Annotated in this window: 21 protein-coding genes; 13 read left to right on the top strand and 8 right to left on the bottom strand. The window is 44.5% G+C overall.

What is annotated here, in order from left to right:
- Window positions 1-196 precede the first annotated feature (196 nt).
- The 4 genes from QUA20_RS03595 to QUA20_RS03580 all read right to left on the bottom strand — a co-directional run bounded on the left by QUA20_RS03595 (window position 197) and on the right by QUA20_RS03580 (window position 3,370).
- Window positions 197-964 carry a phycobilisome rod-core linker polypeptide gene (locus QUA20_RS03595; protein ID WP_333185468.1) on the bottom strand — a complete coding sequence of 256 codons (768 nt, stop codon included), beginning with the start codon at window positions 962-964 and terminating at the stop codon, window positions 197-199.
- Window positions 965-1,075: 111 nt separating this feature from the next.
- The gene (locus tag QUA20_RS03590) at window positions 1,076-1,960 is read right to left on the bottom strand and encodes a phycobilisome linker polypeptide (protein WP_333185466.1); all 885 of its coding nucleotides are present in this window, start codon (window positions 1,958-1,960) and stop codon (window positions 1,076-1,078) included.
- A gap of 223 nt (window positions 1,961-2,183) precedes the next feature.
- Window positions 2,184-2,786 carry a chromophore lyase CpcT/CpeT gene (locus QUA20_RS03585; RefSeq protein WP_333185465.1) on the bottom strand — a complete coding sequence of 201 codons (603 nt, stop codon included), beginning with the start codon at window positions 2,784-2,786 and terminating at the stop codon, window positions 2,184-2,186.
- Between the two features lie 47 nt (window positions 2,787-2,833).
- Window positions 2,834-3,370 carry a phycobiliprotein lyase gene (locus QUA20_RS03580; protein WP_333185463.1) on the bottom strand — a complete coding sequence of 179 codons (537 nt, stop codon included), beginning with the start codon at window positions 3,368-3,370 and terminating at the stop codon, window positions 2,834-2,836.
- A 234-nt stretch (window positions 3,371-3,604) separates the two neighbouring features.
- Between QUA20_RS03580 and cpeB the strand changes: the two genes are divergently transcribed.
- The 8 genes from cpeB to QUA20_RS03540 all read left to right on the top strand — a co-directional run bounded on the left by cpeB (window position 3,605) and on the right by QUA20_RS03540 (window position 10,702).
- A complete protein-coding gene (cpeB, locus tag QUA20_RS03575; protein ID WP_333185462.1) occupies window positions 3,605-4,159 on the top strand; it encodes a C-phycoerythrin subunit beta in 555 nt (184 codons plus the stop codon).
- Window positions 4,160-4,238: 79 nt separating this feature from the next.
- Window positions 4,239-4,733, top strand: coding sequence for a bleomycin hydrolase (locus QUA20_RS03570; RefSeq protein WP_333185460.1), 495 nt, complete (start codon window positions 4,239-4,241; stop codon window positions 4,731-4,733).
- Window positions 4,734-4,904: 171 nt separating this feature from the next.
- Window positions 4,905-6,194 carry a HEAT repeat domain-containing protein gene (locus QUA20_RS03565; protein WP_333185459.1) on the top strand — a complete coding sequence of 430 codons (1,290 nt, stop codon included), beginning with the start codon at window positions 4,905-4,907 and terminating at the stop codon, window positions 6,192-6,194.
- A gap of 150 nt (window positions 6,195-6,344) precedes the next feature.
- Entirely contained in the window at window positions 6,345-6,959 is a 615-nt protein-coding gene (locus QUA20_RS03560; protein ID WP_172186514.1) for a HEAT repeat domain-containing protein, read from the top strand.
- A 219-nt stretch (window positions 6,960-7,178) separates the two neighbouring features.
- On the top strand, window positions 7,179-7,658 hold the full coding sequence (locus QUA20_RS03555) for a GNAT family N-acetyltransferase (protein ID WP_333185456.1): 480 nt from the start codon (window positions 7,179-7,181) through the stop codon (window positions 7,656-7,658).
- Between the two features lie 683 nt (window positions 7,659-8,341).
- Entirely contained in the window at window positions 8,342-8,671 is a 330-nt protein-coding gene (locus QUA20_RS03550) for a type II toxin-antitoxin system PemK/MazF family toxin (protein ID WP_333185454.1), read from the top strand.
- Between the two features lie 18 nt (window positions 8,672-8,689).
- The gene (locus QUA20_RS03545) at window positions 8,690-10,081 is read left to right on the top strand and encodes a hypothetical protein (RefSeq protein ID WP_333185452.1); all 1,392 of its coding nucleotides are present in this window, start codon (window positions 8,690-8,692) and stop codon (window positions 10,079-10,081) included.
- A 441-nt stretch (window positions 10,082-10,522) separates the two neighbouring features.
- Window positions 10,523-10,702 carry a hypothetical protein gene (locus tag QUA20_RS03540; protein ID WP_333185450.1) on the top strand — a complete coding sequence of 60 codons (180 nt, stop codon included), beginning with the start codon at window positions 10,523-10,525 and terminating at the stop codon, window positions 10,700-10,702.
- An 11-nt stretch (window positions 10,703-10,713) separates the two neighbouring features.
- Here QUA20_RS03540 and QUA20_RS03535 read toward each other — a convergent pair whose 3' ends face one another.
- Entirely contained in the window at window positions 10,714-16,422 is a 5,709-nt protein-coding gene (locus QUA20_RS03535; protein ID WP_333185449.1) for an AAA family ATPase, read from the bottom strand.
- Between the two features lie 601 nt (window positions 16,423-17,023).
- Between QUA20_RS03535 and QUA20_RS03530 the strand changes: the two genes are divergently transcribed.
- From QUA20_RS03530 to QUA20_RS03520, 3 genes are all read left to right on the top strand, one after another.
- Window positions 17,024-17,167, top strand: a complete 144-nt coding sequence (locus tag QUA20_RS03530) for a hypothetical protein (protein ID WP_333185448.1) — start codon at window positions 17,024-17,026, stop codon at window positions 17,165-17,167.
- A 60-nt stretch (window positions 17,168-17,227) separates the two neighbouring features.
- Window positions 17,228-17,389: a hypothetical protein gene (locus QUA20_RS03525; RefSeq protein ID WP_333185446.1), complete on the top strand. Its 162-nt coding sequence runs from the start codon at window positions 17,228-17,230 to the stop codon at window positions 17,387-17,389.
- A gap of 667 nt (window positions 17,390-18,056) precedes the next feature.
- Complete coding sequence (locus QUA20_RS03520) at window positions 18,057-18,380, top strand: hypothetical protein (RefSeq protein WP_333185444.1); 324 nt, start codon at window positions 18,057-18,059, stop codon at window positions 18,378-18,380.
- A 222-nt stretch (window positions 18,381-18,602) separates the two neighbouring features.
- Here QUA20_RS03520 and QUA20_RS03515 read toward each other — a convergent pair whose 3' ends face one another.
- Window positions 18,603-18,785 carry a hypothetical protein gene (locus QUA20_RS03515; protein WP_333185442.1) on the bottom strand — a complete coding sequence of 61 codons (183 nt, stop codon included), beginning with the start codon at window positions 18,783-18,785 and terminating at the stop codon, window positions 18,603-18,605.
- 82 nt (window positions 18,786-18,867) lie between these two features.
- Here QUA20_RS03515 and QUA20_RS03510 point away from each other — a divergent pair, with 82 nt between their 5' ends.
- Window positions 18,868-20,898 (top strand): SUMF1/EgtB/PvdO family nonheme iron enzyme, encoded by a 2,031-nt coding sequence (locus tag QUA20_RS03510; protein WP_445304638.1) that lies wholly within the window; start codon window positions 18,868-18,870, stop codon window positions 20,896-20,898.
- Between the two features lie 24 nt (window positions 20,899-20,922).
- Here the strand turns inward: QUA20_RS03510 and QUA20_RS03505 are convergent, their stop codons facing one another.
- Together QUA20_RS03505 and QUA20_RS03500 are read right to left on the bottom strand one after the other, a co-directional pair.
- Window positions 20,923-21,483 carry a Uma2 family endonuclease gene (locus QUA20_RS03505; RefSeq protein ID WP_333185438.1) on the bottom strand — a complete coding sequence of 187 codons (561 nt, stop codon included), beginning with the start codon at window positions 21,481-21,483 and terminating at the stop codon, window positions 20,923-20,925.
- A gap of 176 nt (window positions 21,484-21,659) precedes the next feature.
- Entirely contained in the window at window positions 21,660-23,438 is a 1,779-nt protein-coding gene (locus QUA20_RS03500) for an EamA family transporter (RefSeq protein WP_333185436.1), read from the bottom strand.
- A gap of 355 nt (window positions 23,439-23,793) precedes the next feature.
- Here QUA20_RS03500 and QUA20_RS03495 point away from each other — a divergent pair, with 355 nt between their 5' ends.
- Window positions 23,794-23,973: a hypothetical protein gene (locus QUA20_RS03495; protein WP_333185434.1), complete on the top strand. Its 180-nt coding sequence runs from the start codon at window positions 23,794-23,796 to the stop codon at window positions 23,971-23,973.

The raw sequence follows: 23,973 nt of genomic DNA, 5'->3' as shown, positions 1-23,973 counted from the left end.
AGTGTAAAAAAAAGTTACTGTTGGTTGAAATAGCTTGACAGAGGCGAACACATCTGTTATTTAGGCACAGAAAAACTATCTGTTTCTATGGTTATCGCTTTCATAATTGCGAGGGTGATAAGATAAAAATCGCGATTGTTTCCGAGAGGGTAGAGAAGCAAATTTTTACTTCTCTACCGGCGAATCACTTTAGGCTTCAAGCAACTTCTGTGATGCTGACAATTTTGCCGCCTGCACGATGAATTCGCTGAATTTGCGGAGTCATCTTCGCACCGGATACAAGATATTCAGTGTTACTTACTCGGCGAGGACTATCAAATTTAGACCCCTTGACTAAAATCTTGAAGGTCTTTTCGGTGGCATCTTTGTAAGCGCTGATCCGACCGCCTGTTGTTGGTAAAGTAATCTTGTTACCGCTATTGCCAGCCACAAAATCTACTAAGCGAGAAGCGGTAAAAGCACTATCAACTCCTGCATAACCTTGATACAGGGAAAGGGTGCGATTATAGCCGACTTGCTTTTGTCCGACTTGACTTTTTGCTCCTTGATAATAAGGAACTGTATTCTCGCCAAATTTTTCCTGATATTCTGGACTATCGAGATAAGAATCAATTTCTGCCTCGTAGCCTTCTTGGGTAGACCGGCAAATATGCTCAGAAAGTTCCTCTTGAGCTAAAGGAGCGCGACCCAACAAATGTTTGAAGTTTAGCTCGACAAAGCGGTAAGGAGCGCAGGATTCAAAATACCGACTGCGATAAAAGTCAGATTTAGCCACAGCGCGGACAAATTCTCGTACCGTTATCGTGCCATCGCACAACTTGGATTCTGCAATCGTCAAGCGTTCACTTTCCATGACATGGGGATTGCCCAATACTTGCTTGTAAACAGCGCGAATTACCGCCTGTTTATCATCGGAGCTGCTCGTAGCCCAAAGTTCTACTGGCGCATCTAAAACGACACTCATTGAGTTTCTCCTAAGAATAAACAACGCTTAAAAACAGGGAATTAGGGATTGTGAAAAACACGCTTAGGGAGATAATTCCCCAAGTCGTTAAGGCAGAAGTTTGAGCGGTTGTTAGTTGACAGCAGTGATGCTGGAAATTACGCCGCCTTGTTTGTGGATGCGTTGATATTCTTGCGAGAGCCTATCAAATGGTACGAGATAGGCTTGATTGCTAGAGCGAAATTTAGAGACTCGGTTCATCACAGTCCTTGCTGAAGAACGATATCCAGTCACAGTAATGCGATAAACTTTGCCTTCTGTGGAGGCGCCTAATCCAGCACGAGTACGTGAATTGATACCAGACTCTTGGAATGCCCAACCATCTCCAACTGCACCACCTGAAGGGGGAACTATTGGTAGGGGGGTTTGCTGAATCACGAATTTATTCAGAACAGGGGTTTTTCCAGAAATACTGCCCTTGAGGTCGCTACTGGAAGCTCCCCGCAAGAGAGCAAACATATGAGTAAACCCAACCATATTTTGTCCTGGCTGGGTTTTGTAGCCTCGGTAATAGGGAACGATATTTTCCCCGTAGGCATTTTGGTATTCATCACTGTCGAGGTAAGAATCAATTTCTGCCTCGAAGCCTTCCGTATCTAAAATGGTGCTATGTTCTCTCATTTCTTCTAAGCCATCAGGAGCCCGACCTAGAAGATGTTTGAAATTGAGTTCAATAAACCGATAGCGAGGACAAGTATCGAAAAAGCGAGAGCGGTAAGCGTCTGATTTTGCCAGAGCGCGGACAAATTCGCGCACACTGAATTCACCACTTTTGAATTGGGATTCAGGAATCGTCGCTCGTTCACTTTCCATGACGTAAGCATTTCCCAAAACTTGCCGATAAACGGCACGAATAATGGTTTCTACTTCTTCTTCTGAACGTCCTGGCATCAGTTCTAAACAGGGTGTTTCTTCAAATAAACTGACTCCAAGTCGAGATGCAGGTCCAAAAACCATTGATAAAATCTCCACAAATGTATTAAATGAGAAGCTACCATACTTAGACGTTATATTAGAAAACTTTGCATAACTTAACATTAAGCCTAAATTAGGAGCTTATTTGTACTACATAAAGAGGTTGAGATATTGCTCGGAGTCTCTTATTGCTAGAAATACGATGTAGTACATTTTATTTTTGTAATACATGATGAATGTGACTTGAAATTATTAAGCCGATAAGTTATAAGATGTGAGGTAACTCAGTGGCAAAACTTTGACGCTTTTCAAACTGTAGAGAGCCAAAAGCCGAACCCCAAACCTGTTGATGGGTATTCACATCCAGACCTTGATCGAGGCTACTCCAAGTTGTTTCTGTAATTTCCACATCACTAACTAGGTAGGTTGAACAACCTCTTTTTTCGATGAGACAAAGGTTTCCAGGTTCGACACTGCCTCGAAACATTTCGCCGTCTCGTTTAAAAATCATGGAACAGTGATAGCGTCGTTGCAGACCATCTGGTTTAATAGTTTTGAGAATGCTTAATTCTCGTGCAGCTCCGGCGTACTGTATTGGGTCTTCGAGGCTATAATTTTCAATATAAATCTGATCTCCCTGGTCAATTAAGCGATGAACTCCCTGACGATAGGGAGTCCACAGATCGTGATCGTAAACCTGTTCAGAGTAAAAGCCAATGGCATTGAAAAATTCAAAGGGTAAGGGACGAAAAAATATCCGAATATGGGCAAATTGTTGTGGGTTATCAAAGGATTGTTGATAGTTACTAAAATCCCCAGCCATCCACTGAGCTAAAGTGATTAAATCATTGCTTTTAACAGAATTCATAAGCTAAGAAGAAGGTAAAATAAATTTTGATAGCAATTAGCAATTCACTAATTCCCTGACAGCGAACGAATCTCTGAGGAAAATGATGCCGTTACTACCCCACTTCCTCCACTGGTTTTAATTAGGGAAACACGAAACCGTAAATTAGGATTAGCAAACCAGATTTTTTCTTCCGCTGCGGCGTGTTCGTAGCTAGTCAACAGCACAAAAGTTCCATCCTCTGTGATGTGAAAGTCACCTGCTGCGGCAATAGTTTCAGCATAACCTTGATCTCGTAATAACTTACCGCGATTAGGCACATTTGGATCGGGGATTGGTACAAGAATACAACTCCCCTTAACCTCAGAATTCTCATCCCAATCTGACTCACCCTCCCAACTCATTTGAAAAGGCATTACTGCTTGGGATGGGTCAACGTTATACAATTGGCAGAGTTCCATTACTGCCCGATCGTCCGGTGAGATAGCAGCGATATCAATGACTGACTGCACAGCTTCAAAGTGTCTGAAAGTCAAATGATGGGCGCTGCGCTGCGATCGCCACCGTCCTAGAGAATTTTCAACAAACTGCTTAATATTGTTCATGGAAAACATTGTACAGGGGCAAGAGCAAAAATATTCTTGTCTTCAGAACTCCACTTTTTGCGCCCCTGTCCACGAAAAAAAGTGCTTTTAGCCACAAAAGTAACAAATTGTTACTTTGTTTCTCAGGAAAGAGACAGAGGCAACACCCCAGAGATATATTCAAAACCATCAAGTTAGTCACCAAGTTGACCAACTCTGATTCAGAAATAATTTTTCTAAGTTAAGGAGAACTCAATGCTTGACGCTTTTTCAAGAGCTGTACTTTCAGCCGATGCCAGCACCTCCACCGTCGGTGATATTGCTGCCCTCAGAGATTTCATTGCCAACGGCAACCGACGCTTGGATGCTGTAAACGCGATCGCCAGCAACGCTAGCTGCATGGTTTCTGATGCTGTTGCCGGTATGATCTGCGAAAACCAAGGCTTGATTCAAGCTGGTGGTAACTGCTATCCTAACCGCCGCATGGCTGCTTGCTTGCGCGATGCAGAAATCATTCTGCGCTATGTCACCTACGCTTTGTTGGCTGGTGATGCTTCAGTTCTTGATGACCGTTGCTTGAATGGTTTGAAAGAAACCTACGCAGCTTTGGGCGTTCCCACCACCTCCACCGTGCGTGCCGTTCAAATCATGAAGGCTCAAGCCGCTGCTCACATCCAAGACAATCCTAGCGAAAAATTTGCTGGTGCTAAGCTCCGCAAAATGGGCAGCCCTGTAGTAGAAGATCGTTGTGCTAGCCTCGTTGCTGAAGCTTCCAGCTACTTCGATCGCATCATTTCTGCACTGAGCTAGTCAGTTGCTAATCGCAATTCGCTCAGCAAAATTGAAACTACGCTCACTGTCGTCAAAATCACTTTAGGAGTTTTAGGAAATGAAATCAGTTCTCACCACCGCTATTGCCTCTGCTGATGCAGCAGGCCGCTTCCCTAGCACCTCAGATTTAGAATCAGTTCAAGGTTCTATCCAACGCTCTGCTGCTCGTTTAGAAGCTGCAGAAAAACTAGGCAGCAACCTCGACGCAGTTGCTAAAGAAGCTTATGATGCTTGCATCAAAAAGTATCCTTACTTGAACGAATCCGGTCAAGCTAACTCCACCGATACTTTCAAAGCAAAATGCCATCGTGACATCAAGCACTACCTGCGCTTGATCCAATACAGCTTAGTTGTTGGCGGCACAGGCCCTCTGGACGAATGGGGTATTGCTGGTCAACGCGAAGTTTACCGCGCTTTGGGCTTGCCTACTGCTCCTTACGTTGAAGCATTGAGCTTTGCTCGTAACCGCGGTTGCGCTCCTCGCGATTTGTCTGCTCAAGCTTTGACTGAGTACAATGCTCTTCTTGACTACGCGATCAACTCCCTGTCCTAATTAACTGACAGGTTTGTAATGTCGTGACTGGGTAGTTTCTACCCGACAAGTCTAGGAACTCTTGGCTCGTTGCTTTACCGATTTTGGTGAGGTAAGGGTAAAGAATTCTTAGGCTTGTTATTGTGTTTTAATAGGCATATCATATTATAGTTATTGCAGACTGCTAATTTTATGGATAAACGCTTTTTTAGTTTTTTTAATTTAACCGAAGACCAGGCGATCGCCCTTTTAGATACGCCCCAAGCTGAAATCGGTGAAGAGGATTCCCGCTACATAGCTGCTTCCCACTTGATCAATTTCTCAACAGATCGATCGATCGCAGCACTGATGCGAGCAGTACAACAAACCGATCCGGTGCTGGAAAACCGGATTGTGCGCCGCAAATCGGTGGAAACTTTGGGAAGACTGCAAGCTGTGCAAGCATTGCCGGTGATTCGCACTTGTCTGGCGGATGATGACTGCTACACGGTGGAAAATGCCGTTTGGGCGATCGGCGAAATTGGCACTCAAGATCCCGATATTTTAGCAGAAATTGCTCAATTGCTGGATAAACCGGGACAAACCTACCGGGTAATTATTCACACCCTAACTAAATTAGATTATCAGCCAGCCGTAGCCAGAATTCGCAGATTTGTCGATGATATTGACCCGCCGACTGCTAGTGCTGCGATCGCCGCAATTTGTCGCTTAACCAGAGACTTTTCTGAAATGGGAAAAGTTGTCGCGATGTTGCAACACAAAAATGTCCTTGGGCGCAGATTATCTATTCAGGATTTGATAGATGCGCGTTACTACGATGCAATTCCAAATATTGCTAGATGTCCGGTATCTTTAGTCTTTCGGCTGAGAGGAATTAGGATGTTAGCAGAAGCAGGAATTGCCGACAAATCCCTGACCTTTGCTACCATTAAACCCCATTTGGAACAAACCTTAAGAGACTATCCAGGGGATTTAGATTTAGTGCATAGTTATGAAAAATTACCCGACTTACCGTTTTTGATTCGCCAATTATACGAAACAGATTTTGGACGTTGCTATTTAGCAGCTAAAACGATACTTGAAAATTACTCAGAGGATGCACCAGCCGCCCTGTTTGCGACCTTTGCTGAAGAAGCAAATAATGACTATGGAGCGCATTTTCATGTGGTAAAATTGTTTGGTTGGTTAAAACATTGTCCAGCCTACGATTTGTTATTGGAAGCTTTGCATCATTCCCAACCCCAGTTTCAGAAATCCCGTGCAGGGGCGGCGATCGCCCTGGGGGAACTGGGAGAACAGCGTGCTATTCCAGAATTGAAAGCCTGTCTGGAAACTAAAATCTGGGATTTGAAGTATGCTGCATTAATGGCACTAGAAAAACTTGGTGATGTCAGCGGCTATGAAATTGCTGCTGCCGACCAAGATTGGTTAGTTCGAGCTAAAGTAGATGCTCATACTTCTGTAACATCCGAACTCTCTTAATTAGTCCTGGAAGCAGAAACCGGGTTTTTTTAGGGAAATCCTGCATTGGAGCCTTTAATTCGAGTTAAAAACCCGGTTCCTTTGGAATTTAGGCATCCAAAACTATTAATTCAGCTTAATTAAATTACAACACCTAAAACCACAAAAACCATGACCACAGATGCTTTGTTTGAACAACTAAAACACCCGAATCCTCATCTGCGCGATCGGGCAATGTTTGAAATTGCCGATTCCCGCGATGAAAATACAATTTCTCGACTGGTGGGCATTTTAGATGAAGAAGATGTCACCTATCGTCGGGCGGCGGTAAAAGCCTTGGGCGTGATTGGTGAAGATGCCGTACCATCGGTGGTTGAGGCATTGTTAAACAGTGATAATGTGACTGTGCGAGGGAGTGCGGCGAAGGTATTGGCACAAATTGCGATTAATTATCCAGATTTGCCGTTTCCTGAAGCGGGCTTGCAGGGATTAAAAAAGGCGATCGACGATCCGAATCCTGTGGTTAATATTGCTTCTGTAATGGCCTTGGGCCAGATGGGTTCCTCTGCTTTTGAGATTTTGGTGGAGTCGCTGAATACAACGGATAATGTGGCGGTACAAGTGGCGATCGTGAATGCTCTTGCTTCTGTGGGCGATCGACGTTGTGTAGAAGTTCTGACCACATTTGCGAATGATGAAGCCGTGGATTCTTATGTGCGGGAATCAGCGACAAGTTCTTTATCCCGGTTGGATTTGGTGATGAATTATAAGCGTGCAGATAGTTAGATTTAGTGACATTTTTAGCCCCACTTTTGAGCGCACACAGCACTTGCAGCCGACTGAGCTATGATAAAACTTTGGGTATTGCTGATTCACGGTATGAATCACCTTTTCCCTTGAAGTTACAAAACTCACGATACTTGGCTTATAGCAATTGGGAAATCTTGAATTCATAGCTCTATTCAGCAACACCAGCTTTCAGAGTTAACACGAGTTGATGTGGAAATGCAAATTGAACCCTACGACCCTCGCCACCTTGATGCTGTTATTCGTCTTTCGCTTCGGGCCTGGACTCCGGTCTTTGATTCGATTCAGAAGGCGATGAACGCTGATGTGTACCAGGCATTCTATCCCAATCATTGGCGCGTGAGCCAGCAAAAAGCTGTGGAGGATGTCTGTGCTGCGGAAGACACGAATGTATGGGTTGCGATCGATGCCACTTCTACTGTGGGCTTTGTAGCGGTGAAACTACACTCAGAGGACAGCATGGGTGAAATTTACATGGTTGCTGTCGATCCAGACTTTCAAGGCCGCGGCATTGGTAGGGCTTTGATAGAATTCGCTCCCTGTTGGATGAAAGATGCGGGGATGTCTATTGCTATGGTTGAGACTGGGGGCGATCCCGGTCATGAAATAGCCCGTCACACCTATGAAAAGGTGGGCTTCGAGCTATTCCCAGTTGCCAGATACTTCAAGAAACTCTAACTGCAGATGTTAAGTCTCAAGGTTTACTTTTTTCGATAGCTAGTTAATTGCGATCGCACTCGTTCCTGCTCCGCCCTGGTATGCTCCGCGAAGGCTCTGCCTCCAGCGAGTGGCAAAGCCGAATCGGAGCGGTAGGTTACGACGGTTAATGTTGGATAAGACCGATATAGGGGGTGGCATCCAGCAAAAGTGAGGGATAACACCCAAGATCCCGGACTTAACCTGCAAAGTTTCTGTTTAATCCCTTAAAATTAGGGTGTTATCCAGCAGCTCTGACGGATCATCCTGTAAGGTCAAGGTGTTATCCAGCACATCTGACGTTAACTACATAGTTGCACTGCTCTATCTCTGGGTGGGGAAGGTACAGCAAGGCTATATGTTGGTGTTGGAGATTAATCTACCTGTAAGGTTGCCGGTATAGCATTGCTTTGAGGTGTCGGTGAGGCAATCGTACAGACCACAATTACGACATAAAATCAAGGTATGGTTTCATACAACAGATATGTTAAAAACGATTGGGGCCACGGTTCGACAGGGCAAAATTGAGCTGTTGGAATCAGCAGAGCTACCAGAAGGGAGGAGGGTGTTGGTAACACTTTTACCTGACGACGAAACTGAGTTCTGGTTACAAACCAGCCAAACATCGCTCAATGCAGTTTGGGACAATCCTGAGGATGATGTATATGCCCAGCTACTCCAAGCATGACGTTATTTTGGTGCACTATCCCTTCTCTGATTTGTCGAGTTCAAAGGTAAGACCTGCTGTTGTTGTGAGTACATCGCACCCGTCTCAAGACATTATGATTACCCCTTTAACAAGCAAAACAAGTTCATTGCTGGAAGGAGAATTTATGCTGTCTGACTGGGCAGGAGCGGGTTTAAATGTAGCTACTGCGGTCAAAAGAGGCATTTACACAGTGCATGAAAGTTTAGTGATAAAAGTGATTGGTCAGTTAATGGATATTGATGCCAAACAACTTGAGCAATCTTTGCAAGGTTGGTTAGGGTTGTAATCTGAGCTATATTGAACCATGAGCCGCAAAAACATCGCAACAAATATTGCTCGTAAACTGTGGGCCCAGTGTGGTGGCTTCTGTCAAAATCCGAGTTGCAATAAATACCTCTTCGCTGGAGTCGAGGATGATGTGGTCAGCCTTGCAAATGTAGCTCACATCATCGGTCATGGTAAGAGCGGTCCTCGAAGCGAGCATGAACTAGCCGACTACATTGATAGAGATGGCATAGCTAATTTGATAATGCTTTGTCTAGAATGCCACAAGATTGTTGATGAGCTAGAGAATAAATTTTCTGTTGAGCGAATGCAGGCATGGAAGGCCGATCACGAGAAGAAGATAAATTCACTCTTTGATTTTCCTCAAATTCGCAATGAAAGAGAACTACTTGAGCAAGTCAATGAGCTTTTGGCCGAGAACAGAGTTATTTTTGAAGAATATGGTCCTTTCTCGAAGCAGGCATTGCAGGGCAGTTCTGGGGATGCGCTAACTATCTGGCGACGACGATGCCTAGACACAATTATTCCAAATAACCAAATAATCGTTGGACTAATTGAGGCTAACAAAAGAAATTTTCCTTTCCCGTGGGAAGTTTATATACAAATGATGGGCTATAAACTTCATGCCGATTCTTTTCGTGATAACTGCCTATTAGAGAAAAAGGTTAACGACTACAAGCTATTTCCAAAAGAATTTGATGAGTTCATCAAACAGAGCCTTGGTCTGCCTGTAGAAAGCAGAGAGAATAGATCCGGAGAAGAAATTGAATTTAGAAAAGCGACTGTATCAAAATACATCGAAGATTTTTTGGCAACCCATTCTTTTATTACTCGAATGGAGAAGCTCAACATAGGAATGTTTGATGTTGAACTTAAGGATGGACGCAGCCTTCGAGTTTTTGCGACAGATACTTATTTCTTCACTGAATACACGTTTGAACGAGTCATGGCGATTGACCCAGCGGTTGATGCAATCATTTGCTCTAACCCTTATGGTACGTATACACGAGAAGCTAAAGCCCTCTGCATTGATCATAAGATTGGCTTATTTACGCTTAGGACTTTCATGGGTGCCATCCGCAAAGATTGTGATGAGTTTCTAAACTATCTCCTAACAGATCAGAGATCTAGTCGTCTTAGCTTTTTAAAATCTATCCTTAGTAAAGCCTCAGTCCCCTCAAGCTTTCAAGTGTATATATTTGGTTCGTATTTGAGGCGAGAACTTTACAACGATATCGATCTCATCGTCGTGTATACAGTCGGGGCAGACCAAGAATTGATTTCGTCAACATTAGATAGCATCAGTCAAGTGTTTGAAAAGCAAGCCTCACAGCTTGATATAACAGTATGCTCAGAAGAAGAGTACGCAGCTATGAGTTTTGAAGATGACAATCGCACTAGAATTAGGTAGTTAGTATCTATAAGGCAGCTCAACAATTCAAATGCAGTGGATGCTTGAAAGCCGCTGGTGCTGAATTCGAGATTATCTGCCGCCGCTGCGTTTTGCCGTTAGACCGCTATGTATGCGACATAAGCTACAGGTTGTACTCAAATAAAGGGTAATCATTGGAGGTTCTAATTGGAACTTCTAGAGATTGCAGGTACGACCAATGCTTGGAGAGTGAAGTGTGACTGCTAGATTCCCAGTTTGAAATCTAATTTCGCGCACACGTTCCCGTGTGCTGAAGGCATCGCATTCTATCCTTAAACTTAATCCTGTAGAGAGAGGAAAGTTTTAGAACTGCCTGGTAAAACACGATCAAATCGTCCGCCAATTTGAAGCATCTTTTTTTTACTTTTCAGATACGAAATGCCGGAAATTTAGGCTGCGAACAATCAGAGGGGATTTGTTGTGAGATATCGAAGGCTGCAATCATGGTTCCGCGAGCGCTCGATCGTTCTCCGCTTCTCGATCATCGCCCTTGTCGTTTCAGTCTTGCTGTTAAGCGCTAAGGCAAGCTTGTTTCAGGCTTCTGCGATCGCACAAATCCCGACACAATCCCCGCCATCGAATCCCTGGAAATACCAATAACAATTACTCAATCAGGTTTGGCTTGGCAAAGTCAATTTTTGATAGGCCTGTCGAATAGGAATCTGAATGATGAACTCTGCCCCCTGACCGGGATAAGAAACACACTTCAACTGTCCGCGGTGTTTTTCTACCACAATCTGGTAGCTGATTGACAGCCCCAGACCCGTGCCCTTCCCTACGGGTTTCGTCGTGAAGAACGGGTCGAACAGCCGCCGGTTCACTTCCTCTGTCATACCGGGGCCATTGTCGCAAATGCGAATCACAACAAATTGGGGAGCTTTCCTGGTCGGGGCGAGGTTGTGGGAATCCACCTCAGCCGAAGAAAATGTAGAGCTTTCCGCAAGGGGGGGATTGGAAATCGGGGATTTTTCTTCTTCCGCATACCCCACGGAGGTGCGAATCGCGATCGTGCGCGGCCCCCTTTGGTCATGGAGAGTGTCAATCGCATTCGCCAGTAAATTTACAAACACCTGGTTCAGTTGGCCCGCATAGCACTCCACCAGCGGCAGCGGGCCGTACTCTTTAATGATTTGAATAGCAGGCTGGTCTAGTTTAGCTTGCAGTCGGTGCTGCAAAATCAGTAGGGTGTTATCGATGCCCTCATGAATATCGACCTCTTTCATTTCCGCTTCATCCAGCCGCGAGAAGTTTCGCAGGGAGAGGACAATTTCGCGAATTCGGTCTGCCCCCACTTTCATCGAATCCAGCACTTTGGGCAAGTCTTCCATCAAGAACTCTAATTCGATTGCCTCGATATCCTCAACAATCGCTGCTGTGGGATGGGGGTATTGTTCTTGATAGAGTTTCACCAGTCCTAGTATGTCTTCACTGTAAGTCCTGACGTGAGTCAGGTTGCCATATATGAAGTTAATCGGGTTATTGATTTCGTGGGCAACCCCTGCCACCATATGTCCGAGGGAGGACATTTTCTCAGTCTGAATTAGCTGGGTCTGGGTGCGCTTGAGTTCTTGGAAAGAAAGCTCTAGTTGTTCGGCCTGTTTTTTTAATTGCGCTTCTGATAGTCGCAGAGCTTGCTCTATCTGCACGCGATCGCGAATTTCCTGGCTCAGGAGCAGATTTTTTTCCTTTAATTCCTGCGTCCTCTCTTCCACTTTATGTTCTAAAGTCCGGCTGTAATCTTCTAATTGCTCATTGGCTTGTTTCAGGTTGTCAGTCGCCTCAGATAAATTGGCATAGAGTCGGGCATTTTCCAGGGAAATCGCCGCTTGAGAACAGAGCACGGTTAAAACTTCCAGGCGATCGGGAGTAAACGCGCTCCTTGTCAGATTATTTTCCAAGTAAAGCAGACCAATGAGCTTTCCTTTATGGACAAGCGGCATACATAAAACTGACTTCGGTTGGGCGTTGATGATATAGCTATCCCTGGTAAAAAGTCCCTCTCGACTTGCATCATTTAAAACCACATTTTTCTGAGTTCTAGCAACATAATTGAGGAGAGAAAACGGCAATTTCTGAGTAGTTTCTATAGGTGTGGATTGCAGGACTACGACCTCCTCATTATCTATGGTTGCCGTCCCTTCTACCACCAGTTGACCATCTTTTTCTAAAATGAAGTAGCTTTTTTCAGCCCCAGCATTCTCGATCGCAATTTTCAATAACTTAGAAAGCAGACTTTCCAGAACAATTTCGCCAGAAATAGCTTGAGAAGATTTCATCACAGAGGCGAAATCCAGTGCTGCAAAACTCCCCGTATTCGTCGAGCTGGTCGTCCGCGATACGTCAAGGCTGGAGACTTCTGCGGTCAGTATTCGCGAGAAGAATTCAGGATATTCTTCTGATAAATCTTTCACTTTGGCCTTCGCTCCCCAGCGAATATAGCCATAGTAAGCATCCGTCAAATAAATCTCCGCTATCTTCTCCCGGCCGCGAGAGAAATAAAACTCGGCGGCCCGTTCATTAGCTAGGGCTTCTTCCTGAATGTATCCCTGTTCTCTGGCTCCTAGAATGCTAGCGTCATAATACTCCATCGCTTTTCCAATTTTCCCCAATACCCGTGCTTTCTCCGCCTCCACTAATTCGTACTTATGCTGGAAGTTAGACGGGGCATGAAATGCCCATTTCTGCATTGTTTCTTGATTAGCTTCAACTAAGCTGATGTATTGTTGTTGTTCGGCGTGTGAAGCTTGAGGATAAACAGCGAGTAGAGCGAGGGAATAATAGAAGTTGTGAGGAGCACTAACTACCATTCCGAACACGCTGAATACGTGTTCGGCGGCTAAACTGGCATTGGCAACGGCATTCTTTGGTTCTTTAAAGAGATATAATAGAATTGTCTTGGCTAGATAAGTAATAAACAGCAAAGTTCTATTGTTAGTTTCAATAAAAACAGGCAAGATTTGTGTTTCATTAAAACTTTTACCTATCAACTGACATTTGGTTTCAGATTCATTTTTAAGATTTAGCGTCAATTGGTGAAATATCTGGATGTAATAAATAGAATAGTCTTGTTTTAGTTTGAGCGCTAAATCAAGATATTGCTCTTGTTTCTCTTCTACAATGTCTAATCCCTCCCCGGTCAAAAATATGCTCGCACAATAGACAGTAACACAATAACCGGCATATTCTATATCTCCAGTTTCCAGTCCACTTTGAAACGCTGACAGTAAGGGGACTAAAGCTTTTTTAGCTGGCTCTTTCCAGTGTATAACCAAACCATAAAAGAATTCATTAACTTTACATTTAAGCGAGTTGGCATTGAATTTATTCAACAACTTTAAGGCCAAGTTACCCGACTGATATCCGGCATCTATATCTCCTATTGCCGAGCACAGCATTACACTATAAAAAGCATACACCAAAGCAGCAATAGGGGAATGGCCATACTCCATGCAGATTTTAACCGAAGTCACTGCAAGTGGGAGCAAAATTGCGGGATTAGCAGTAATAGCAGGAGAAAGAAGAGAAGTCAGTATACTTAAAGCCGCTATTTTGTAAGGGTCTGTCATCTCTGGGATATTGTCTAAGTCTGCGATATCTGGCAACTCAACCAGAAAACCCCCGTTACCTTCGTCATTTGACAAGGAAACACCCAGCATATCCAGCACTTGCAGCCCAGTATCAATGGCTTTTAACATCTGATTTTGAGCCATATAAAACTGGATTTGTAGCTCGTATACTTTCACTTTTTCGAGCAGGGTACTAGCTTGTTGCAGAACAACTTCAGCAAGAGCCGCTGACCTTTCGTAATTGGTATTAAGATATTCCGCTTCTACGGCTTCTACATAGAGTGTTAGTGTCAGATCGTAGTGACTCTGCCAACTGTTTTTTGCCAAGAGTTCTAACCCTACTTTTAGTAGCGTGACAGCAGCTTCATAAGCTGTTGCTGCTTTGGCTTTTCGACCCGCTATTAAATTTAATTGAGCCAGCTTGTATTTTTCTTCTTGTTCAGTAATGAATTCTACTCCCACATTTAGCTGGTTAACAATCTCAAAGATATTTTTTTCAATCTCCTCTGCTGAAGTATGCTCCAGTAGCAGTTCACCAATTTTCAAGTGGGTCTGTTGTTTCTGAGATTCTGGAATAAGAGAATACGCCGCTTGCTGCACCCGGTCATGGAGAAATTTGTAAGCGATAGGCGCGTAATGGCTGTCAGGAAAAGCGGCAGGTGAGCATGATAGCAGAGGAGAATCGGGAGCTATTCTCTCCTCTGCTTCCCTGCTCATTTCATCGGAGGTAAAAACGAGAGGGATTTTGTAGGCTTCGCTCAGGGGCAAAACCAAGCCAGCCTGAAGTGCTTCCCACAAATCAGTTGCCGTTTCCGACTGAGATTTTTCATTGACAATAGCCAGAACGTCTAAATTAAATTTGTCTCCAATACAGGCGGCTAACTTTAAGACATCCTGCGTCTCCTCCGGGAGTTTTTGAATATTTCTGGCAATCAGTTCGACGACATTATAATCCGTGATGCCTACCGCTTGAATTTGGTTTAATGACCACTGCCAGCACCCAGCACTAAATTCAAAGGTCAATAGCTTTTCTTGATGCAGAGTAGCGAACATCTGAGTCAAGAAGAAAGGATTGCCCTGGGTTTTATTGAAAAGTAGCTCGGACAATTCAGAAACCCGGTTTCTCGGAGCGGAAGACTCATTCAGGGTATCGGCTACCAGCAAGCTGACGTTGCCAATATCCAAAGGACGGAGGGTGATATTATTTACAACCGCCCCATTCTTTTGAATCTCTTCCAACGTCAGCATCAACGGATGCGTCGGACTAACTTCGTTATCTCGATAGGCTCCCATCAGCAGTAAATATTGGCTATCCGGGTCACAAATCAGCAGATGAATCAACTTGAGCGATGCAGAATCCGCCCACTGTAAGTCATCCAAAAAGACGACGAGCGGGTGTGAGGGTTTAGTAAATACATGAATGAATTCTTTAAACACCCGATTAAAGCGATTCTGGGATTCAGATGGGCCCAATTGCGGAACAGCTCCTTGAGGGCCGACAATCAGTTCGACTTCGGGAATGACATCTACTATGACTTGGCCATTTGAGCCTAAAGCTTCTAAGAGTTGCTCTTTCCAAATGGCTAGTTTTTCCGAACTTTCTGTTAACAGATGCCCCATCAAGCCCTGAAAAGCTTGAATCAAAGAAGCATAAGGAATATTTCGCTTTAATTGGTCAAATTTACCGGAGATAACATAGCCGCGCTGCCTGAGAATCGGTTTTTGAACTTCATTCACTAAGGAAGATTTGCCAATCCCTGAGTAACCGCTCACTAACATCATTTCGCTGGTTCCGCCGGAGACTCGCTCAAAGGCTGCCATCAAAGTTGCTACTTCTTGCTCGCGACCGTAGAGCTTTTGCGGGATGAGAAATTGTCCAAATTTATCCCTCTTACCGATGGGAAAGTTGTCAATTTTCCCCTTCGTTTGCATTTGATGACGGCATATTTCTAGGTCAGCTTTTAGTCCCAGGGCGCTTTGGTATCTGTCTTCAGCCGTTTTGGCTAATAATTTCATTACAATGTCAGAAATCGCTTCTGGAATCTCACCGATTTGCTGATGGGGTGGCACGGGTCTTTTAGCGATATGGCAGTGAATTAATTCTAGAATGTCGGTGGCTTGATGGGGCAGCTTTCCAGTCAGAATTTCATAAAAGGTGACACCTAATGAGTAAAAGTCGGTGCGGTAGTCAATTGAGCGATTCATCCGCCCGGTTTGCTCTGGTGACATATAGGTGAGGGTACCTTCTAGCAAGTTGGGACTGCTGAGAATCTGGTTTTCTCGCTCTAGGTGCGTGGCAATGCTAAAATCGATGATTTTAATTTGACCTGTTTTGGGGTTGATAATGATATTCTGCGGTTTAATATCTTTATGGATAATCTTATTTTCATGCAGTTGAGCTAGAGTTTCTGCCAGATGAATAGCCAGACTCAGAAATTCGCTGATTTCAAGGTGTTTAGCTGCGATTAGGTTTTTCAGGGAGTCTCCTCCAAAATCTTCTAATATCAGCGCCAGACCGTTATTATGCTTTTCCAAAGAGTAAGCTTTGACAATCCCGGCTATGTCCAGAGTTTTGAGGATTTTATATTCATGTCTCAACCGCGCGATTTCTTCTATTGTGGGATACTCGGCTTTGAGGGTTTTTATTATAACCTGAGTTGGCTCGGACTCCCGAACCCCGCGATAAATAACTGTATTGACACCTTCATGAAGGGGCAACGATAAGAGTTTGTAACCGGGCAGCGTGGTTTTCATATTTGTTTTTTCGATGAGTCCGATTATTCAGGCAGGGAATTTATAGATGGGAACCTGAGACAGCTAAGTTCGATCGCCTGTTGGGAAAACTTAAACGAGCAGAGCATCTGCTTGTTAGCAAGTGGCAATATTTTCTCCGCTCATTCAATACTAAAGTGCATCATGGTCTAATGTTTAACTATAATACCTGTGCTGGAGTTGAAAAACCAAGAATTGGTTCTTGTCCAAGCGCATCCAGATAAATTATGCGATCGCACTACGTTAACCACCTGTTTAAAAGTCTCTGGACGTACTCCGCACAGACGCTTAAAGTTTTCATAACTCAGGTTTTTTACATCCAAATAGCTGATTATGTGTCTCAGTCTAAATTATTCCAGCTTAGGATTATACATCCTACTACAATTTATTTAGACCACTTCGACCGGGCGCGATCGTTGTTCTTACCAGGGTACAAGTCGCGATCGCCTTCCCTACTTTTGCAAGAGGTTTATTGTAAGAGTGTGCTAGCCATGACTGAGTTAATTGAGCGCGCGTTAACGAAGCCCTCGAAGACTATCGGTAAGTTGAAAACCCTGTCTGCAAGTGAGCAAGAGGCTGCTCAATGATTCTGGAACAACTTGAAGACAATCCCAGATGCGATCGAGCCAATGCTCGTTCTCTGGACGCTCTTGCCAAACTTGCAGCCTCAGCAATGGCTGAGTATTCCGCAGGTAAAACCCAAGAATTCGCTCCACAAACATTGTGAAGTCGCCTATTACAGCCCCATTCCGCAACAGAATCTACAGTTACAAAAAATGGGGAATGTATGCAAACAATCTCTTTGAGTCGTGAAAAAGTCGCGCGTCGTGCGAAACATTTGTATGAGAGCAGCATCCGCCCAAAAAATGAATTAGAAGAGAATATTGGCAATACGGTTATCATTGATATAGAAACAGGCGACTATAATAAAGTTGATGAAAATAGTTGACACGCTGCTGATTACCTGAGTGTGAAACATCCCAATGTTAGACTCTTTGGTATCCGTATTGGATATAACGTTGCTGGAGTTCTAGGTGGTTGCATGGAGCCTGTGTCTAAGTGATTTTACTTAGGGTCGTTGATAGATATGCTAAATTTAATTTTATTGAATTTTGCTTTAAAGTCAAGCTATTTGACTTTAACTGTATGAGAAATTTCACTGCCGTTGTTCAGAAAGACCCTGACACTGCTTTATATGTAGCCTATGTTACTGGTTTCTCAGAGAGCGCATTCTCAAGGAGCAACTTGAGACGAGCTATAATCGAACCTACGTGAAGCGATTGAAATGCTGTTGGAAAATGAGAAGATAGCCTTTCATCGCTCTTCAATGAGCGTGCGATCGCCCTTTTAGTATTTATTCTTAATTCTTTAGTTTCGATACTTGCTAAAATAGAAACCAATACTAATCGAACTGCAACTCACGCTAAAAACCATCGAAGGTATTTGCATCACTTGCCAAACAATCCTATAATGGTTCATTACGATCTTGATGATTGTTTCATTCTTATAACTCAGTTAATATGCGATCGCTTGTCTTGACTATAGCTCTCATGTGTTTAGCCACCCCCGCTGTTGCCACAACCTGCGAGGAAAGCTTTCAAAAAAAGGGGGACTTTTTGAATGGTGCAGCCTTTTCTGCACGTGTTCAGGTTGAGGGCTTATCGATAGAGAGAGCATTTTCCCAATTACGACCAATTTTGGCCCGCGAGGGCATCAAGACTCTCAGCACGGATCTGAACTTAGGTGTAATGAAAGCCGAAAATCCCGCAACAGCATTTCAGCGTGCTTTGCCAATTGACGTATTTGCCTCAATGGACGGCAATCTATTAAATGTTGAGATGATCTTTACCCTTCCGAGTGGCGTGGGTGCAAGTAAAGACACGGTGAAGGGATACTTGTGTGGTGCACTAAATCAATTGTTGCCCCAAACTACAAATTAATATTTAATCATTCATTTGAGGAATTGTAGTTTCCAACACTCGATCGCAATACGCAATACTTTAAAATTACCAGTGGATGGAGGGCTCTTCAATTCGGTGCGTTAGCGAAGCCCTCGAAGAGGATCGCTCTGTTAGTTTATAGTCTTATTTTTATACGGAGAGTGCGATCGCTTTTTGGTTGCGCGATCGCCGAGTTGTACTATACTGCCCTCTGTAAAGAAATTACCAAAATCCCCAGAGGAATATCGGCGGTAAGCGGGTTGCTAAAATCGGTCGATCGCGCTGACCTTTTTTGCCCTCAAATCGCTTTCTTTGGATTAATTGGCGTTTTAAATGCTCCCTTCTACTTTCTCCGTTGGGGCGACACAAGCGCGGGGTAATGCCCTCCCTACGGTCAATTGTCAATAATCAATTATTAATTGTTAGTATTTTATGAGGGAACCAAAAAGATATATCATAATCTTCATCGGATCATTTCTTCCCAGATATGTTCTACTGCTCTAATCCCACGTGTTCTCATCCTTTCAATCCCGACAACTCTAAATTTTGTCAAAGTTGCGGATTGCAAGGCCTCAACCCTCTCTTCAGAAACCGCTACCGCGTGATTCGACTGTTGGGCGAAGGGGGATTTGGCAGAACTTATGAAGCGGTAGATACGGATCGCATGGACGATCCCTGCGTAATTAAGCAGTTTGTACCCCAATTTCAAGGAACCTCAGCACTTGAAAAAGCCGCAGAATTGTTTAAGCAAGAAGCGAAACGACTTTACGAACTCGGTGAACATCCCCAAATTCCTCGATTAATTGCTTATTTTGAACAAGACAAGCGACTTTATTTAGTACAAGAGTTGATTGAGGGGCAAACTTTACTGGCTGAATTAACTCAGCAGGGTGTTTTTAGCGAAGATAAAATTTGGCAGTTGCTGGCAGATATTTTGCCGATTTTGAAATTTGTGCACGATCGCCATGTCATTCACCGAGACATCAAACTTGAGAATATCATGCGGCGCCGCACCTCTGTTAGCTCCTCCCTGCCAAAGGCGGGAAATTTTCGGAATTCAGCTTTCCGAAGGGGAGGGCGGGGAGAGTTAGTTTTGATAGATTTCGGCATTTCCAAACAAGTGACGGGCTCGCTGATGAGCAAAGTAGGAACGACGGTAGGAACGCCTGGATATTCGCCGGTAGAACAAATGCGCGGTCAAGTTTTCCCCGGAAGCGATTTGTACAGTTTGGGAATAACTTGCCTGAGACTGCTAACTCAATGTTTGCCAAAAGTTGACGGTTCCGATGACCTTTATGACCCGATCAATGGCGACTGGATGTGGAGAGAACGGTTACCAGCAGGCACAAAAGTCAGCAGCGAGCTGACCAAAATTTTAGATAAGTTAATTGAAGATTATCTCAAAAATAGATATCAATCTGCTGATGAAGTAATCAAAGCTTTAAATCTCTATTCTTTACCTCCCCAACCCCCTTTTGTCAAGGGAGGACAACTTGCTTTAAATTCTTCTGTGACAAAGGGAGGGTCACTTGCTTTAAATTCTTCTGTGACAAAGGGAGGGCCACTTGCTATCCATACTCCGCTCAATCAAAGCGGGCAAATCAATAGCAATATCTCTGTCAATCCCAGAGGAAAATCCAACACCAATCCGCCTCCCAACAAGGTCTCGCAGAGAATGGCCGCTGTCAAAAGCACTTTTGAATTTCAGGTGGTGACAGTAGACAAGCGCGGGAAGCAAACTAATGTTAACAGCCGCCAAGCGCGTTTTTTTGAAGAACATCTTGGTAGCAGTACAGCGCTGCAAATGGTATCTGTTCCTGGCGGTACTTTCCTCATGGGTTCTCCAAAAGAGCGGGGTGACAGCGACGAAAAACCGCAGCACCCAGTAACTTTAGGCTCTTTCTATATTAGCAAATTTCCAGTCACTCAAGCCCAGTGGACAGCAGTTGCGGCGCTGCCGGAAATTAAAATATTTCTCAATCCCGATGCTGCCCGTTTTAAAGGTGCAAATCGACCTGTAGAAAATGTATCTTGGTACGAGGCTGTGGAGTTTTGCGATCGACTTTCTCGCAAAACTGGTAAGAATTATCGCTTGCCTAGCGAAGCCCAATGGGAATATGCTTGCCGGGGGCAAACTACGGGGCCGTTTCACTTTGGGGAAACGATTACCAGCGAGTTAGCCAATTACAACGGAAATTCTAATTACGCTGACGCGCCGAAGGGAGTTTATCGCTTTCAAACGACAGATGTTGGCAGTTTTCAACCTAATGCTTTCGGATTGTACGATTTCCACGGAAATGTTTGGGAATGGTGCGCGGATTCTTGGCACCATAATTATAACGGTGCGCCTGCGGATGGCAGCGTTTGGGAGTCTGACGGGGACTCTTCGCTGAGGTTGTTGCGGGGAGGTTCTTGGAACGATCATTCTCCGAATTGTCGCAGCGCGTGCCGCCTCAGGTATCAGCCGGATTGTAAGGCTAGTATTGTGGGTTTTCGAGTGGTTCTTTCTGTTGTTTAACAAGCGGGGTCACGCCTTTTTAACTTAAGTAAAACTCAACCAGCTAAAAACTGTTTCAACAGTCAATTCTAACTCGATTCCATTAAGTATTGGCAAATCAGTGGCACCTTCGTACAGTTCCACTCTTTGCCCGGGAAATACCGCTAAAATACTTTCTTCTTCTGGAATTATTAACCACCCCAATTCAGTGCCTTGTTGCGAACAAGCAAGTAATTTAGCAAGCACTTTTGTTTGGCTTTGTTCGGGAGAAAGAATTTCGATCGCCCAGTCTGGATAAATTTCAAAGCGGTTAGCAATTCTACCCGATGGTAGAAAGGGAATTCTTTCCCACCGGAATACTGCTACATCTGGGACGAGTGATGCACCGCCGAAAGTGCAACGCAACTCGGGAAAAGCATAAGCAATCTTGGGTGTTTCGACTATTTGGTAGATGACATTGCAAAGCTTACCCTGCAATCTGCTATGTTCACCTTGGGGGATGGGTTTTTGAATGATTTGTTTGTTGATATATTCGGAAGCTGGCTCAGTTTCTGGAAGTTTTAGGAACTCCTTTAAGTTGGGCAATATTTTAATGACTGTAGTCATAAGTCAGGTCGATTTTAGATTTTAGATTTTAGATTTTAAATTGGATAGATACAGCGTATCCCAGGTTTATTAACAGCAGTAGGGACACGGCAGTGCCTTGTCCCTACGAGGATTGAGCGATCGGCGGGTGTCATTCATCAACGTGGAATCTGCTGTATGAAGGACAAATTCTGGCCTTAACTAGCCTTCTTCTGAGGAGCGACTATGCGTTCCACACTCATAGCAGCCACGCTCAACGTCACCACAGCCATGCCGAGAATTGCCACAGGCTGCAACTTTTCATTGATAATTAGAAAACCGAAGAGTGCGGTCATTGCTGGCCCCAAAGTGCCAATTACTGACGCTAAGGCCGCCCCCGCAAAGCGGATGGCAAAATTATTCAAAAGATAGCTAAACAGCGTCAGCACCCCTAAAACAACACCTCCTAAAATCAAACCAGGCCAAACATTTTGGTCGATTTTAGGAGATAAATTTTCCGACAGCGGCACCCACAAACTCAGGGACGAAAATACAAAAATCGCGGCGAAATTAACTAAACTAAAAGGAATGGGGTGCAGCTTGCCCGCGGCCATTTGCGTCAGCAATACGTAACCTGCAAAGGTAATCCCAGAAGCCAGTGCTGCAGCGACTCCCACTCCAACATTGCCGCCGCCCGGAGCTGGGGCCGCAAAACTCGGCCACCCAGCTAAAATCAGACCTGCGGTAATCCCGACTATCGCCAAAAAGCCGACTGTGGTGGGGCGAGAACCAAACAAGATCCAAGAACCCAGTACGGTGACGATCGGATAAATAAAGAAAATCGTAATCGCAATCCCCGCCGGAATATTACCGATCGCCAAATAAATCAAAACCTGAGACAAAAACAGAAAAAATGCGCTTCCTAAAACCTTGCTCCACAAAGCTCGATCGCCCGACTGGAACAACCGTCTAATATCTTTCCACACAGAAGGATACAAAAATGTCGCCAATATCGGCATCAAAGCCATCACCACGATCAGCCGCATCAACAAAATCAACAAAGAATTTCCAAAACCTGGAGTCACCACCCCCGGAAATTCAAACAAGCCAAAAACCATCCGAGGATTTTTGCCTTTAATCAGAATTCTCAAACACACATTAAATAGCGACAATACCACCGCCGAAGACAAAGCCAGCACCAAACCTGTCTGTACTTGAGAAGCTGCTTTAGCGGTTGCTGGAGAGGGCACTGAAGAGGGTTCCGGCACGGGTTCCCGCGGCGTTTCCACAGGTGTTGGCTGCACTAATGGCGGGCGGACAGAATTAACAGAATTAGTTGATTCCTCGGGATAGGAATCTTGAGCGTCGAAAGGATTCTCAAGATATTCTTCTTCTGCTTCGAGTTCTTCTCTGATGCGGTTTACGAGATTTTGTAACAGCTCTTCCCCTTGCAGTTCCAGGGTTTTCATGTTGTTGAGCCGCACGGAAAGCTCACTTTCGTAACTGGTTAAATCTTGTTCCAGCATCTGGAAACTGCGATCGATCCTTTCATCCAGCGCCGCCAGCAACTCCGAGGCCCGTTCGTCGTAGTTGCTCGGCGGCAGGGGTATCGGGAACTCCCCGCTGGGGATAGGGCTGCTGAGAGAATGTCCCGAGTTAGCGCTGAGTTCGTTGAACCGCTGCACCAACAAATCTTGCAAATTGTGAGCCAAAACTTGAGCCAACTGCTTCAGCCACAATTGCTGCTGCTGAATGTATCGCCCAGACAGAGATTCCATTTGCTGAGACTGCAATTTGCGATATTGCTCCCGGAGGTCTTCAATATCCTCAATCAGGTGATTTTTTTCAGTTTGCAGCCGAGTAATGTCCTGATTTAACTGACCTTTGACATTTTCATGCAAAGCGTCGAGTTCTTGCATTACTGAGTGGAGGACTTCTTCTGCTGATTGTGCATCCTCTGGCTCGCCCTTTGACGAGTATACGTTCCGCTGCGCCATTAGCCCATAACCTCTAATTTAAACTGCACGTTCAGTGTTCTTAAGTATTTTGCCAAATCAGGTCGCAAGTTATAGTGAGTTGATCTAAGAGATTGCGAACACTGTTTAATCAATAGTAGTCGCTAAACTAGAAATGTGAGAAAATTGCGTGAAGCAAAGCTATCCCGCTCTTAATCGCCCCAAGAACACTTTGTGCAATTAAAAATCATACTACAGCTTGACCTCTTCACGGATTGATCCCGGAAATTCTCGCATCTAACTCACCAGATTGCACCCGAATCACAAGCCTAAGAGCCCGTTCCGCGACTAAATTTGATTGGGGGGTGGCACTCCTAGCCCCTCAACGGATAACTTGATGCTGCGGCCAGAAATCCGGTTTCTTTTGCCCGCCTTTCTCTCGCACTCCCGCACCCAGATTTATTATATTAAAGGTTCCGATCTTTTGCTCGCGAAAGTTTTAAGAGGCGATCGCACCGTCAAAAAGCCACCCCGCGCCATCAAAAAATTAACACACCTCATCCCCCAAGAGCAATAG

Origin of the sequence: Microcoleus sp. Pol7_A1 (assembly GCF_036701085.1) — a bacterium.
GTDB classification, from domain to species: Bacteria; Cyanobacteriota; Cyanobacteriia; order Cyanobacteriales; family Microcoleaceae; genus Microcoleus; species Microcoleus asticus.
Note: the sequence above shows the minus strand (reverse complement) of the source record. Positions and strands in the feature narration are given on the sequence as shown.